Consider the following 13,659-nt stretch of genomic DNA (forward strand, 5'->3'; position numbering starts at 1 on the left):
CCGCGCCGCCGCACGGAACTGGCGGCGTTCCTGCGCAGCCGGCGCGAGCGGATCAGCCCCGAGGACGTGGGGATGCCCCCGGGCCCGCGGCGCCGCACGCCCGGCCTGCGCCGCGAGGAGGTCGCCCAGCTCGCCGGAGTCGGCGTCACCTGGTACACGTGGCTGGAGCAGGGCCGCCCGATCAACGCCAGCACCCAGGTGCTGGACGCGGTGGCGCGCACCCTGAGGCTCGACGGGGCCGAGCGCGAGCACCTGTACCGGCTGGCCGACGTCCCCGACGCGGCGGTCGAGCAGCAGGCCGAGAGCCTGCCCGAGGACGTCCAGGGGATCCTGGACGCGCTCGTGCCGCTGCCCGCGGCCGTGGTCAACGCCCGCTCCGACATCCTGGCCTGGAACGCCGCCTTCGGCGCGATCTTCCCGCACCTCGTGAACGCCCGCCCGTGCGAGCGCAACACGCTGTGGAAGATGTTCACGCTGCCGGCGTGCTGCAACCCGATCGTGAACCTGGAGGAGGCGGCGCCCGACCACGTCGCCGTCTTCCGGCACCGGTACAGCAGGCATCTGGACGAACCGGGCTGGAGGGACCTCGTCCGGCGCCTGCAGGCGGCCAGTCCCCTGTTCGCCCGGCTGTGGGCGTCCCACGACGTGGCGCTGCCGGGGCCGAGCGCCAAGGTCTTCCGGCACAGCGCCGTCGGCGAGATCCGCACCCGCACCACGAGCATGGACATCACCGCGTCGCCGAACGCGCGGCTCGTCGCCTACACGCCGGCCGACGAGGAGAGCCGGGACCGGATCGGCCGGCTGCTCGCCGACCCGGGGGCCGCGGCCACCGACCACCGCCACTGAGCGGCGCCGGACTCAGTGGCGGGCACGCCGGGCGATCACCACGAGGTCGACGGCGGCGATGACGGCGACCGCCGCGCAGATGCCCGCCGCGGTCAAGGAGCCGCCGCCCGAGGCGTCCACCGTGAACACGATCGCGGCGGCGACCGCGCCGACCAGCGCGACCGCGGACAGGACCGCCCGCAGCAGCAGCGGGCTGCGCGCGGTCAGAGGCTCGTCCCCGCGCGGCTGCTCGTGCGGGTACGGCCCGTGCGACCCGGGGCCGTGCCAGCCGGGGTCCTCCCGGCCGATGTCATGCCGCTCGGGCTCGCCGCGTCCGGGCTCGTTCCGCTCAGGTTCGCTCCGGTCGGGCTCGTGCCGGCCGGGCCCGTCCGTTCCGGTGCCGCCCACGGCTCACCTGGCGTAGGTGCCGACGAGCGTCCCCGACGCCACGACCTTGTCCTCGACGGCGGTGCGCAGGTCCTCGGCGGTGAAGCCGTCGCGCAGCCCGGACGGCTCCGCCAGCCCGTACAGCCGGAAGAAGTACCGGTGCGGGCCGTCGCCCACCGGGGGCTTCGGCCCGCCGTAGCCCTCGGAGCCGTAGTCGTTGCGCCCGAGGACGGCGCCGGTCGGGAGCTCCCCGGCGTCCAGGCCGGTGGTCACCGGGTCGATTCCGGCGAGCAGCCAGTGCGCGAACGTGCCGGACGGGGCGTCGGGGTCCTCGCACGCCAGCGCCAGCTCCACGACCTCCTCGGGCGCGGGCGACCACTCCAGCGGCGGCGAGAGGTCCCCGCTGTCGTGGGAGTAGTCCGACGGCATGAGCGTGTGGTCGCGGAACGCGGCGCTCCTCATCGTCATCTCTTCCATATGCCGCTCGTGCCCGGTCACGCGCGGTCGATGCACGCTCCGTCCCGTCCTCCCGCAGGTCAGCCCGCGCTGGAGGCCGCCCAGATGTTGATCCCCGCCTCGACCGCGTCCCGGTCGATCGCGGCGAGCTCGTCCGGGGTGAAGTCGAGCCGGTCGAGGGCGGCGAGGTTCTCCTCCAGCTGCGCGACGCTGCTCGCGCCGATCAGCGCCGAGGTGACCCGGCCGTCCCGCAGCGACCAGGCCAGCGCCATCTGGGCGAGCGACTGCCCGCGCCCCTCGGCGATCCGGTTCAGCGTCCGCACGTGCCGCAGGTTGTCCTCGGTGAGCAGGCTGGTGGACAGCGACGTACCCCGGCTCGCCCGGGAGCCCTCCGGGACTCCGTGGAGGTACTTGCCGGTCAGCATCCCCTGCGCCAGCGGCGAGAACGCGATGCAGCCGGCGCCCTCCCGGTCGAGCGTGTCGAGCAGCCCGCCCTCGATCCAGCGGTTGAGCATCGAGTAGGACGGCTGGTGGATCAGCAGCGGGGTCCCCATCTCCCGCAGGATCGCCGCCGCCTCGGCGGTGCGCTCGGGGGAGTAGGACGAGATCCCGGCGTAGAGGGCCTTGCCGGACCGGACGGCCCGGTCCAGCGCCCCCATCGTCTCCTCCAGCGGCGTCTCCGGGTCGAAGCGGTGGCTGTAGAAGATGTCGACGTAGTCGACGCCCATCCGGCGCAGCGACTGGTCGAGGCTCGCGAGCAGGTACTTGCGCGACCCCCACTCGCCGTACGGGCCCGGCCACATGTCGTAGCCGGCCTTGGTCGAGATGATGATCTCGTCCCGGTACGGGGCGAGGTCCTCGCGCAGGATCCGGCCGAAGTTGGTCTCCGCGGACCCGTACGGCGGGCCGTAGTTGTTGGCGAGGTCGAAGTGGGTGACGCCGAGGTCGAACGCGCGCCGCAGGATGGCCCGCTGGACGTCCAGCGGCCGGTCGTCGCCGAAGTTGTGCCACAGGCCCAGCGAGATCGCCGGGAGCCTCAACCCGCTCCGCCCGCACCGCCGGTAGGGGAGCCGCTCGTACCGCTCACTGTCTGCCACAAAGGTCATGGTCAGGAGTATTTCAGGACAAGCGGCTTGCCGGACGCGGCACCGGTCCGCCGTCGGGAGCGCCCTCCTCGGGAGGGTGATCCGCGTCACTGACCGCGGCGGCGTGCGGCGGCGGCGCGGGAGTACACAAAGGAACGCGGCCCCGACTGTCATGTCTGCGAGGGTGAAGGGGGCTGTGAAGTGGCAAGAATGGTCTGAGTCTGGACAAGGAGGTCCCAGTGGTCGTGCTGCGCAGTTACGTGTCGGGTTCCTGGCGTGCCCCGGAGGAGGAGGGGGCGCCGTTGCACGACGCCGTCACCGGGGAGGAAATCGCCCGGATCTCCTCGGCGGGGGTCGACATGGGTGCCGCCCTGGAGTATGGGCGGTCCGTCGGCGGCCCGGTGCTGAGGGAGCTGACGTTCCACCAGCGCGCGGCCCTGCTGAAGGCGGTCGCGTCCCACCTCCGGGAGCACCGCGAGGAGTTGTACGCCCTGTCGGCCATGACGGGCGCGACGCTGAACGACTCGAAGTTCGACGTCGACGGAGGCATCGGCGTCCTGTTCGCCTACGCGAGCAAGGGCAAGCGGGAACTGCCGAACGACACGGTGCTCGTCGAGGGCGACGTGGAGCCGCTCGGCAAGGGCGGGACGTTCGTCGGGCAGCACCTGTGCACGCCGTCGCGCGGCGTCGCGGTGCAGATCAACGCGTTCAACTTCCCGGTGTGGGGCCCGCTGGAGAAGCTCGCGCCCGCGTTCCTCGCGGGGGTGCCGAGCCTGATCAAGCCGGCGAGCCAGACCGCGTACCTGACCGCCCGGCTGGTCGAGCTGATCGTCGAGGCCGGGATCCTGCCCGAGGGCTCGGTCCAGATGGTCTGCGGCGAGCCGCGCGACCTCCTCGACCACCTCACCGAGCAGGACATCGTCGGGTTCACCGGTTCGGCGTCCACCGCCCGGCTCCTGCGCACCCACCCCGTCGTCGTGGGGAACGCGGTGCGGTTCAACGCCGAGGGCGACTCGCTGAACTGCTCGGTCCTCGGGCCGGACGCGACGCCCGGCACGAAGGAGTTCGACCTCTACGTCAGGCAGCTCGCCACGGAGATGACCGTGAAGGCGGGCCAGAAGTGCACGGCGATCCGCCGGGCGCTCGTCCCCGCCGCGCTGATCGACGACGTCGCCGAGGCCGTCCGGGAGCGGCTGGCGAAGGTCACGGTCGGGAACCCGTCCGACCCGTCCGTGCGGATGGGCGCCCTCGCCACGCTCGACCAGCGGGAGGAGGTGCGGCGCTCCCTCAAGGCCCTCATGGACGCCGGCCGCGTCGTGTTCGGCGACCCCGAGCGGGTCGAGGTCGTGGGCGCGGACGCCGAGCGCGGCGCGTTCATCTCGCCGGTCCTGCTGCGCGCCGACGACGCCGGCCGCGCCGAGCCGCACGAGGTCGAGGCGTTCGGGCCGGTCAGCACCCTGATGCCCTACGAGGGCGCCGAGCAGGCCGTCGAGCTGGCCGTGCGCGGGCGCGGCAGCCTCGCCGGGTCGGTCGTGACCGGCGACGCGGAGTTCGCCCGGAAGGTCGTGCTCGGCACCGCGCCGTGGCACGGCCGGCTGCTCGTGCTGAACGCCGAGGACGCCCAGGAGTCGACCGGGCACGGCTCGCCGCTGCCCGCGCTCGTCCACGGCGGCCCCGGGCGCGCCGGCGGCGGCGAGGAGATGGGCGGGATCCGCGGGGTGGTGCACCACATGCGGCGCACCGCCGTCCAGGCCGGACCGGCGATGCTCACCTCCATCACCGGGCGCTGGGTCCCCGGCACCGACCGGACCGTCACCGACGTCCACCCGTTCCGCAAGCACCTGGAGGAGCTGCGCGTCGGCGACACCGCCGTCGGCGGCCCCCGCGTCGTCACCCTCGACGACGTGGAGCACTTCGCCGAGTTCACCGGCGACACCTTCTACGCCCACACGGACGAGGAGGCCGCCGCCGCGAACCCGTTCTTCGGCGGGCGCGTCGCGCACGGCTACCTCGTCGTGTCGTTCGCGGCCGGGCTGTTCGTGGAGCCGTCCCCGGGGCCCGTCCTGGCGAACTACGGCCTGGAGAACCTCCGGTTCCTCACCCCCGTGAAGCCGGGCGACGAGCTGACCGTCACCCTGACGGCCAAGCAGATCACGCCGCGCGAGGGCGCCGACTACGGCGAGGTCCGCTGGGACACCGACGTCACGAACCAGGAGGGCGCCTCGGTCGCCAAGTACGACGTCCTGACGCTCGTGGCCAAGCGCCCGCGGCACGACTGATCTTCGGGTCTGGGGGCCCGGCCCGCGGGATGATACGCATGAGGGGAGGCGTCTGCGGGGGAGACGGTCACGTTCAGCGCTGAACGGGGTGCGCCCATGATCAGTCCCCTGCACATCCAGACCGTGCGCGAGGTCGTCCGCACCGGCTCGTTCGCGGACGCGGCCCGCAACCTCGGCTACACCGCGTCCGCCGTCTCCCAGCAGATCGCCGCGCTGGAGCGCGCCTGCGGCCTGGTGCTGTTCGAGCGCCGGGCGCGCAGCGTGCGCCCGACGAGCGCCGCGTTCCTGATGGTCAGCAAGGGCAACGACGTGCTGTCGGCCCTCGACACCCTGGAGCGGGAGCTGCGCACGGTCGCCAGCGGCGAGCGCGGCGCCCTGCAGCTCGGCAGCTTCCCGACCGCCAGCGCCCGGATCCTGCCGCGGGTGCTGGCGGAGCTGTCGCGGGTGCGGCCCGGCATCGACATCACGCTGGCCGAGGGGGAGCCGGACGAGCTGCTGCCCGAACTGCTCGACGGCGACCTCGACCTCCAGCTCGCGTACCGGTACGACCTGTTCCCGCGCACCTGGCCCGACCAGATCGTGGAGACGCCGGTGATGGACGAGAACCTGGTGCTGTGCGTCCCGCGGGACCACCCGCTCGCCGGGGGCCGCACCGTCCGGCTCCGGGACCTGCGGTCGGAGACGTGGATCGCGAGCCGCCCCGAGAGCGCGGGCGCGCAGGCGCTGCTGCGGCTGTGCGGCACCGCCGGGTTCGTCCCCGACATCGCGTTCCGCAGCAACGACTACGCCGTGGTGTGCGGGCTGGTCGGGTGCGGCCTCGGCATCGCGCTCGTCCCGGCGCTCGGCTGCGTCCCCGCGCCGGGGCTGAGGACGCTGCGGCTCAGCCGCCGCAGCCCGCGGCGGCACGTCACCGTGCTGCGCCGCGCCAGCAACACCAACCCGCTCGTCAAGGACGCCCTGCGCGGCCTCATCGAGGCCGCCCGGGGCGTCCAGAACGAGGTCGGGGGCGCCACCGGCCCTTGAGCTCCATCGCGGCGCGGACGCGCTCCTGAGCGAGCGCGACGGCGGCCTCGTGCGTCGTCGTGCCCTGCGCCCGGGCCGCGTCGAGGACCCGGCCGGTGTTGTCGCGCATCTTCGCCGAGACCGCGGCGAACACCGCGTCCGCGTCGGGGCGGAACGCCGAGTAGCGGGCGTCCATCGCGAACCCCGCCGCGACGACGCCGCCCGCGTTGGCGACGAAGTCCGGCACGACCGTCACGCCGCGCTCGGCGAGGACGCGCTGCGCCGCCCGCCCGGTGGGCAGGTTCGCGCCCTCCACGACGATCGACGCCTGGACGTTCGCGGCCGCCTCCTCGTCGATGACGTCCTGCAGCGCGGCCGGGACGAGCACGTCGGCCGGGACCGACAGCTCGACGCCGGGCGCCAGCAGCCGCCCGCCGTACTCCCGCACCGCCGCGTCGCCCGCCTCGGCGCGCAGGGCGAGGAGCCGCCCGACGTCCAGGCCGTCCGGGTCGTGCAGCGCGCCGTGCACGGTCGAGACCGCCACGACCGCCGCGCCCAGCTCGTCCAGGCGCCGCGCCGCCGCGTGCCCGACCGCGCCGAACCCCTGCACCGCGACCCGCGCGCCCCGCAGGGACATCCCCGCGTGCCCGGCCGCGGCGTCGGCCGCCTCCGCGACCCCGAAGCCGGTCACGCCCAGCTCGTCGTAGGGCATGCCGCCGAGGACGTGCGGGGTGCCGACGGCCGCGCCCCGGTCGTCCAGCTCGTCCTGGACGATCGCCGCGTCCCGCTCCGACAGCCCCATGTCGAGGCCCGCCACGTACCGGCGGGGGATCTCCTGCGCCAGCGCCCGCACGAACGCGCGCAGGACCGCCTCCCGGTCGGACGACGCGGGGTCCGCCGCGATCCCGGCCTTCGCGCCGCCGAAGAACAGGTCGACGCCCGCCCACTTGTAGGTCATCACCCGGGCGAGCCGCGCCACCTCCGCGACCGTCACCGACGGGCTCATCCGCATGCCGCCCTTGCCCATGCCGCGGGCGGTGTTGTCGATGACGAGCACGCCCCGCATCCCGGTCCGGGCGTCGGAGACGCACACGACCCGCTCGGGGCCCCACTCGTCCATCATCGCGAGCACGTCAGACACAGTTGGTCTCCGGGCGGAGGGCGTCGCCGGCGAAGCGCGCAGCGTTCAGGGGAGCGACGTCGGTGAAGGGCGCGCGGCCGAGGTACAGGTCGCGGACGACCTCGCCGACGGCCGGGCCCTGGAGGAAGCCGTGGCCGGAGAAGCCGGCCGCGTAGAGGAACCGCGACACCGACGCGTCCTCGCCGATGAGCGCGTTGTGGTCGGGCGTCATCTCGTAGAGGCCGGCCCAGCCGCCCGTCAGGCCCGCGTCGAGCAGGCGCGGCGCCCGGGCGCCGATGGCCTCGGCGAGCCGGGGGAGCCAGGCGTCGGACCGGTTCAGCAGGAAGCCGGGGCGCTCGTCGGGATCGGACATGCCGAGCATCAGGCCCTCGCCCTCCGCGTGGAAGTAGAACGACGTCGCGAAGTCGATGGTCATCGGCACCGGGCGCGGCAGGTCCGGGAGCGGCCCGGTGAAGACGATCTGGCGGCGCAGCGGCTCGACCGGGAGGTCGACGCCGGCCATCCGCCCGACGGCCGCCGACCAGGCCCCGGCCGCGCAGACGACGGCGGGCGTGCGGATGCGCCCCCGCGTGGTCCGGACGGACCTGATCTCACCGCCGCCGGTCTCGATGCCGACGACCTCGCAGCCGGTGCGGATCGCCGCGCCGTGCCGCCGCGCGCCCGTCGCGTACCCGAGGACGACCGACTCGGGCGTGCAGTGCCCGTCGTCGGGGGAGAACGCGGCGGCCAGCAGCCCGTCGGGGACGATCAGCGGCGACAGCCGGCGGGCCTCCGCGACCGAGACCATCCGGCTCGGGACGCCCAGCTCGTTCTGCAGGGCCACGCCCGCCTCGAACGCCGCGACGTCCTCGGGCCGCGACAGCAGGAACAGGTACCCGACGCGGTGCAGGTCGATCTCCTGGCCGGGCCGGCGGGAGAACCGGGCGAACGCCTCCAGGCTGCGGGCGCCGAGCCGGATGTTGACCTCGTCGGAGAACTGGGCCCGCACACCGCCCGCCGCCTTGCACGTCGAGCCCGACCCGAGCGCGTCCCGCTCGACGAGCACCACGCGCCGCACGCCCGCCTCGGCGAGGTGGAACGCGATGCTCGTCCCCATCACGCCGCCGCCGATGACGACGACGTCGGCCTCGGCCTCGATCTCCGCCTCGGTCTCCACGGCCGCCCCTACAGCCGGAAGCCGAGGTCGGGGGCGATCTCCAGGACGTCCATCTGCGCCTTCTGCAGCCGCCCGGAGGTGTCCCAGTTCATCGACTGCCAGCGGGTGAACTGGTCCAGCACCCACATGCCCGACTGGCGGCTGCCGTTGCCCGAGCGCCCGTTCCCGCCGAACGGCAGGTGCGCCTCCGCGCCGGAGGTGGAGTTGTTGACGCTCACCATCCCGGCCGAGATCCGGCGGCGGAACGCGAAGACCTTCGCCGGGTCGGCGGTGTAGATCGAGGCGGACAGGCCGTAGCCGGGGGCGTTGGCGAGGGCGATCGCCTCGTCCGGGGTCCGGTAGGCGGCGACGCCGACGATCGGCCCGAACGCCTCGTTCATGAACAGCTCGTCGCCGGGCCCCACCCCGTCGACGATCACCGGGTGGTAGAACAGCCCCGCCTCCGGGTCTCCGGTGAAGCCCTCCCGCGGCGCGGCCGCCGTGATCCGCCCGGTGGCCGAGGACCCGAGCACGGTGTGGCCCGGCCCGATCCAGCCGAGGACCTTCTCGAAGCCGTCCGCGAACCGCTCGCTGATCAGCGGCCCGAACAGCACGTCGCCCGCCGGGTCGCCGACGGGCGCGGCGCGCACGGCCTCGTCCAGCAGCCGCACGAACTCGCCGTGCACCGACTCGTGGACGATCGCGGTCCCGAGGGAGGTACAGCGCTGCCCGGCCGTCCCGAACCCCGAGAACAGGGCGCCCTCGACGGCGAGCGGCAGGTCGGCGTCCTCGGTGACGACCATCGGGTTCTTGCCGCCGAGTTCCAGGCACGGCGTCTGGAGGTGGCGGCCGCACAGCTCCCCGATCCGAGCCCCGACCTCCGTGGAGCCGGTGAAGCCGACCTTGTCGACGAGCCTCTCGTCCAGCGCCCGCTCGAGGCCGCGGAACGTCTCGGCGCCGTCCGCGTGGACCACGTTGAGGACGCCGTCCGGCAGTCCCGCGTGGGCGAACAGCTCGTAGAACGCGTCGGCGCAGGCCGCCGCGTACTCGGCGGGCTTCCACACCACCGCGTTCCCGCACAGCAGCGCGGGGACGATGTACCAGGACGGCACCGCGACCGGGAAGTTCCCCGCCGTGACGACGGCGACGACGCCGACCGGGTCCCGGAAGGTGAACAGCTGCTTGTCGGGCATCTCGGACGGGACGGTCTGCCCGTACAGCCGCCGCCCCTCCCCGAGGAAGAACGCGCAGGTGTCGGCGATCTCCTGGACCTCGCCGAGGGCCTCGGCGCGGGGCTTGCCGACCTCCCGGGTGACGAGCGCGGCGAGGGCCGCCTTGTTGGCCTCGACGAGCCGGCCGACCGCGGCGACCACCTGCCCGCGGACGGGCGCCGGCACGTCGCGCCAGGCGTCCTGCGCCTCGCGGGCGGCCCGGCAGGCGCGCACCAGGTCGCCGGCGTCCGCGAGGGACACCTCCGCGACCGTCTCGGACGTGCGGGACGGGTCGGTGGAACGGTACGGGCGCGGCCCCGCCGGGATCCGGGCGCCGCCGATGACGGAGGAGAGCACGCTCCCAGCCTGGACGGGCCGCCCGCCCGCGCCAAGATCGGGCAGAGCGCGGCTTCCTTACCGCGAGGCCAAGCCGGGCTGAGGCTCTCCCGGGGGTGTCGTTAAGCGATCCTTGGCCAACTCCCAACCGGTTCGCGGTCTTGTGCGGCTTGGCCCCGGCAGGGCGGCGTCCGATGCTCGACACGCGTCCCGATCCGCACGCAGGAGCACGCATGCCCGAGCCCGCCGACGTCCACTTCCTCGAGACGGCCGCGACCCTGGCGCCGTCCGGCCGGCCCGCCCCGCCGGGGGCGCTCACCGGCGAGCGCTGCCTGGAGCTGTTCGACGCGCAGCTCGGCAGCCGGCATCTGGACCTCGCCGCCCGGCGCCTCCAGGCGCAGGGCCACGGCTTCTACACGATCGGCTCGTCCGGGCACGAGGGCAACGCGGCCGTCGCGGCCGCCCTCCGCCCGGACGACCCGGCGCTCCTGCACTACCGGTCGGGCGCGTTCTTCCTGGAGCGGGCGCGCCAGGTCCCCGGCGGCGACCCGCTCCGCGACGTCCTGCTCGGGCTGGTCGCCGCCGCCGAGGAACCGATCGCGGGCGGGCGCCACAAGGTGTTCGGCAGCCGCCCGCTGAACGTGATCCCGCAGACCTCCACCATCGCCTCGCACCTCCCGCGCGCGCTCGGCGTGGCCTTCGCCATCGAACGCGCCGCCCGGCTCGGCCTGGACTCGCCGTGGCCGCGCGACGCGGTCGCCGTGTGCAGCTTCGGGGACGCCTCCGCCAACCACTCCACCGCCGCCGGCGCCGTCAACGCGGCCGTCAACTGCGGCTACCAGGGCCTCCCCCTGCCGCTCCTGCTGGTCTGCGAGGACAACGGGATCGGCATCAGCGTCCGCACGGCGCCCGGCTGGATCCATGCCGCCTACGGCTCGCGGCCCGGCCTCGCCTACTTCCACGCGGACGGCTGCGACCTCGCCGACGCCCACGCCGTGGCGGCGCGGGCGGCCGGCTGGGTCCGCGAACGCCGCCGTCCCGCGTTCCTGCACCTGCGGACCGTCCGGCTGATGGGCCACGCCGGCTCCGACGTCGAGTCGGCGTACCGGGCCTCGGCCGAGATCGCGGCCGACCTGGAGCGCGACCCGCTCCTGCGGACCGCGCGCCTCCTCGTCGACCGCGGAGTCGCGACCGCGGAGGACGTCGTCGGCCTCTACGAGGCCAAGCGCGCGGAGGTGATGGCGCTGGCCGACAGCGTCGCGGGCGCCCCGCGCCTGGCGTCCGCCGCGCAGGTCATGGCGCCGCTCCGGCACACCGCCCCCGGCGGGGGAGCGGAGGCCGCCGAAGGGGAGCCGGTCACGCTGGCGCAGGCGGTCAACCGGACGCTCGGCGACCTGCTGGACGAGCGGCCCGGCATGCTCGTCTTCGGCGAGGACGTGGCGCGCAAGGGCGGCGTCTACGGGGTCACGCGCGGACTGGTGAGGCGGGCCGGGGCGGCCCGGGTGTTCGACACGATCCTGGACGAGCAGTCGGTCCTCGGCCTCGCGCTCGGGTTCGGGACCGCCGGGATGCTGCCGGTCCCGGAGATCCAGTACCTCGCCTACCTGCACAACGCCGCCGACCAGATCCGGGGGGAGGCGGCGACGCTGCCGTTCTTCTCCTCCGGCCGGTACCGCAACCCGATGGTCGTGCGGATCGCGGGCTACGCCTACCAGAAGGGGTTCGGGGGCCACTTCCACAACGACAACGCCGTCGCCGCCCTGCGCGACATCCCGGGCCTCGTCATCGCGTCACCGGCCCGGCCCGACGACGCCGCGGGGATGCTGCGCGCATGCGCGGACGCCGCCGAGCGCGACGGGCGCGTGTGCGTGATGCTGGAGCCGATCGCGCTCTACCACGTCCGCGACCTGCACGAGGACGGCGACGGCGGGTGGCTGGCCCCGGCCGGCGGGACGGTCCCGATCGGCCGCGCCCGCACCTACGGGGACGGCGGCGACCTCACCGTCGTCACCTTCGCCAACGGCCTGCGGATGAGCCTGCGGGCGGCCCGCCGCCTGGAGGCAGGGGGCGTCCGGTGCCGGGTGCTCGACCTGCGCTGGCTGGCCCCGCTCCCGGTCGAGGACCTGCTGCGCGAGGCCCGCGCCACCGGGGCCGTCCTGGTCGCGGACGAGACGCGCCGAACCGGGGGCGTCTCGGAGGGCGTCCTGACCGCGCTCGCCGACGCCGGCTTCGAAGGGCGCGCGGCCAGGGTCACGAGCGAGGACAGCTTCATCCCCCTGGGAGACGCCGCCTACCACGTCCTGCTGTCGGAGGCCGCGATCGAGGACGCGGCGCGCGCGCTGCTCACGTCCCGTCGATGATCGGGTCGCCGCCCAGGTAGGCGGCCTTCACCCGGTCGTCCCCGGCGAGCGCGGACGCCGGGCCGTCCAGCACGATCCGGCCGGTCTCCAGGACGTAGGCGCGGTCGGCGAGGCGGAGCGTCTGGTGGGCGTTCTGCTCGACGATCAGGATCGCGGCGCCCTGGTCGCGGATCTCCCGGACGACCCGCAGCACCTGCTGCGCCGTCCGCGGCGCCAGCCCCATCGTCGGCTCGTCCAGGGCGAGCAGGCGCGGCCGCAGCATCAGCGCCCGCCCGATCGCGAGCATCTGCTGCTCGCCGCCCGACAGCAGCCCGGCCGGCTGCCCGCGCCGCTCGCCGAGGCGCGGGAACATGGCGTAGACCTCGTCCCGGCGGGCCGCGACGAGCGCCCGGTCGCGGCGCCGCAGGTACCCGCCGAGCAGCAGGTTCTCGGCGACGGTCAGCGCGGGGAACACGCGCCGCCCCTCCGGGACGTGCCCGAGCCCGGCCGCGACGACCCGGTGCGCGGCGAGCCGGGTGATGTCGCGGCCGGCGAACTCGACCCGCCCGGACCGGGCCCGGTGCAGGCCCGTGACGGTCCGCAGCGCGGTGGTCTTGCCCGCGCCGTTGCTGCCGAGCAGCGCGACGATCTCGCCCTCGCCGACCTCGAAGGAGATCCCGGACAGCGCCTCGACCTGGCCGTACCGGCTGCGCAGGTCGCTCACCCGCAGAAGCGTCACCCCAGCACCTCCGCGGCCAGGTCGGTCTCCGGGTCGTCCGGCACGCCGAGGTAGGCGGCGATGACCCGCTGGTCCTCCTGGATCTCCGCCGGCGGCCCCGCCGCGATCGTCCGCCCGTGCTCCAGCACCGTCACCCGGTCGGAGATCGACATGACCAGCGCGACGTCGTGCTCGATCAGGACCACGGCGGCGCCGAGCGCGCCGATGCGGGAGATCAGCCCCATCAGCGCCCGCTTCTCGGTGGGGTTCGCGCCCGCGGCGGGCTCGTCCAGCAGCAGGACGCGGGGGTCGCCCGCGAGCGCCCGGGCGATCTCCAGCCGGCGCCGGTCGCCGTAGGCGAGCCCGCCCGCCGGGCGGTCGGCGGCCTCCAGCAGCCCCACGAAGTCCAGGCAGCGGCGGACCGCGTCGAGGTCGGCGCGCGACAGCGGCCGCAGCAGGGCCCGGTCGCGGGCGAACCGGCCGATCAGCACGTTCTCGGCGACGGTCATCTCCTCGAACAGCCGGATGCTCTGGAAGGTGCGCGCGAGGCCGGCGGCGGCGACCCGGTGCGGGGCGAGGCCGCGCACGTCCCGCCCGGCGAGCACGACCGTCCCGGCCGACGGCGCGATCATGCCGGTGACGCAGTTGAACCGACGTCATCACGCTGGTCGGAAACGGTCCGCCGCCCTTCGCCTGAGCGGACCGTTCCGTAGGCCACCCGCTGACCAGGGACGCGGCGGCGGAG

At 74.9% G+C, this 13,659-nt stretch carries 12 protein-coding genes and 1 pseudogene; 4 read left to right on the top strand and 9 right to left on the bottom strand.

Features of this window, described 5'->3' with window-relative positions; genetic code table 11:
• Positions 1-846 (top strand): helix-turn-helix transcriptional regulator (locus AB0K37_RS34125; RefSeq protein ID WP_363988028.1); only part of this gene is annotated, 846 nt, incomplete at its 5' end.
• Between the two features lie 12 nt (positions 847-858).
• On the opposite strand, the gene AB0K37_RS34130 is transcribed toward AB0K37_RS34125, so the two are convergent.
• From AB0K37_RS34130 to mgrA, 3 genes are all read right to left on the bottom strand, one after another.
• The gene (locus tag AB0K37_RS34130) at positions 859-1,233 is read right to left on the bottom strand and encodes a DUF6343 family protein (RefSeq protein ID WP_363988029.1); all 375 of its coding nucleotides are present in this window, start codon (positions 1,231-1,233) and stop codon (positions 859-861) included.
• A gap of 3 nt (positions 1,234-1,236) precedes the next feature.
• The gene (locus tag AB0K37_RS34135; protein WP_363988031.1) at positions 1,237-1,680 is read right to left on the bottom strand and encodes a YbhB/YbcL family Raf kinase inhibitor-like protein; all 444 of its coding nucleotides are present in this window, start codon (positions 1,678-1,680) and stop codon (positions 1,237-1,239) included.
• A gap of 68 nt (positions 1,681-1,748) precedes the next feature.
• Entirely contained in the window at positions 1,749-2,774 is a 1,026-nt protein-coding gene (mgrA, locus tag AB0K37_RS34140; protein ID WP_363988033.1) for an L-glyceraldehyde 3-phosphate reductase, read from the bottom strand.
• 218 nt (positions 2,775-2,992) lie between these two features.
• On the opposite strand from mgrA, the gene paaZ reads away from it, so the two are divergent.
• On the top strand, positions 2,993-5,032 hold the full coding sequence (gene paaZ / locus AB0K37_RS34145) for a phenylacetic acid degradation bifunctional protein PaaZ (RefSeq protein ID WP_363988035.1): 2,040 nt from the start codon (positions 2,993-2,995) through the stop codon (positions 5,030-5,032).
• Positions 5,033-5,128: 96 nt separating this feature from the next.
• Entirely contained in the window at positions 5,129-6,055 is a 927-nt protein-coding gene (locus tag AB0K37_RS34150) for a LysR family transcriptional regulator (RefSeq protein ID WP_363988037.1), read from the top strand.
• On the opposite strand, the gene AB0K37_RS34155 is transcribed toward AB0K37_RS34150, so the two are convergent.
• From AB0K37_RS34155 to AB0K37_RS34165, 3 genes are read right to left on the bottom strand one after another with little or no spacing between them, the layout of a single operon-like run.
• Entirely contained in the window at positions 6,000-7,175 is a 1,176-nt protein-coding gene (locus tag AB0K37_RS34155; protein ID WP_363988040.1) for a Glu/Leu/Phe/Val dehydrogenase dimerization domain-containing protein, read from the bottom strand. The genes AB0K37_RS34150 and AB0K37_RS34155 overlap by 56 nt on opposite strands.
• A complete protein-coding gene (locus AB0K37_RS34160; protein WP_363988042.1) occupies positions 7,168-8,331 on the bottom strand; it encodes an FAD-binding oxidoreductase in 1,164 nt (387 codons plus the stop codon). Before AB0K37_RS34160 ends, AB0K37_RS34155 begins: the two co-directional genes overlap by 8 nt.
• Positions 8,332-8,339: 8 nt before the next feature.
• Positions 8,340-9,878 (bottom strand): aldehyde dehydrogenase family protein, encoded by a 1,539-nt coding sequence (locus AB0K37_RS34165; protein ID WP_363988044.1) that lies wholly within the window; start codon positions 9,876-9,878, stop codon positions 8,340-8,342.
• Positions 9,879-10,090: 212 nt separating this feature from the next.
• Here AB0K37_RS34165 and AB0K37_RS34170 point away from each other — a divergent pair, with 212 nt between their 5' ends.
• A complete protein-coding gene (locus tag AB0K37_RS34170; protein WP_363988046.1) occupies positions 10,091-12,217 on the top strand; it encodes a thiamine pyrophosphate-dependent enzyme in 2,127 nt (708 codons plus the stop codon).
• On the opposite strand, the gene AB0K37_RS34175 is transcribed toward AB0K37_RS34170, so the two are convergent.
• The 3 genes and pseudogenes from AB0K37_RS34175 to AB0K37_RS34185 form a co-directional block, all read right to left on the bottom strand.
• Positions 12,201-12,935, bottom strand: coding sequence for an ABC transporter ATP-binding protein (locus AB0K37_RS34175; RefSeq protein WP_363988049.1), 735 nt, complete (start codon positions 12,933-12,935; stop codon positions 12,201-12,203). The genes AB0K37_RS34170 and AB0K37_RS34175 overlap by 17 nt on opposite strands.
• Positions 12,932-13,159, bottom strand: coding sequence for a hypothetical protein (locus AB0K37_RS34180; RefSeq protein WP_363988052.1), 228 nt, complete (start codon positions 13,157-13,159; stop codon positions 12,932-12,934). The genes AB0K37_RS34175 and AB0K37_RS34180 overlap by 4 nt, the downstream gene beginning before the upstream one ends.
• Positions 13,160-13,201: 42 nt before the next feature.
• Positions 13,202-13,549 (bottom strand): annotated as a pseudogene (locus tag AB0K37_RS34185) (ATP-binding cassette domain-containing protein); the annotation flags it as partial.
• Between the last annotated feature and the right edge of the window lie 110 nt (positions 13,550-13,659).

This window comes from Actinomadura sp. NPDC049753, assembly GCF_040674655.1.
In the GTDB taxonomy this organism is placed as follows: domain Bacteria; phylum Actinomycetota; class Actinomycetes; order Streptosporangiales; family Streptosporangiaceae; genus Spirillospora; species Spirillospora verrucosospora.

Excerpts from the sequence above, each read along its gene's own strand:
- AB0K37_RS34135 (WP_363988031.1), bottom strand. The coding sequence starts at position 1,680 with ATGACGATGAGGAGCGCCGCGTTCCGCGACCACACGCTCATGCCGTCG.
- mgrA (WP_363988033.1), bottom strand. The coding sequence starts at position 2,774 with ATGACCTTTGTGGCAGACAGTGAGCGGTACGAGCGGCTCCCCTACCGG.
- AB0K37_RS34150 (WP_363988037.1), top strand. The coding sequence starts at position 5,129 with ATGATCAGTCCCCTGCACATCCAGACCGTGCGCGAGGTCGTCCGCACC.
- AB0K37_RS34170 (WP_363988046.1), top strand. The coding sequence starts at position 10,091 with ATGCCCGAGCCCGCCGACGTCCACTTCCTCGAGACGGCCGCGACCCTG.
- AB0K37_RS34180 (WP_363988052.1), bottom strand. The coding sequence starts at position 13,159 with ATGGGGCTGATCTCCCGCATCGGCGCGCTCGGCGCCGCCGTGGTCCTG.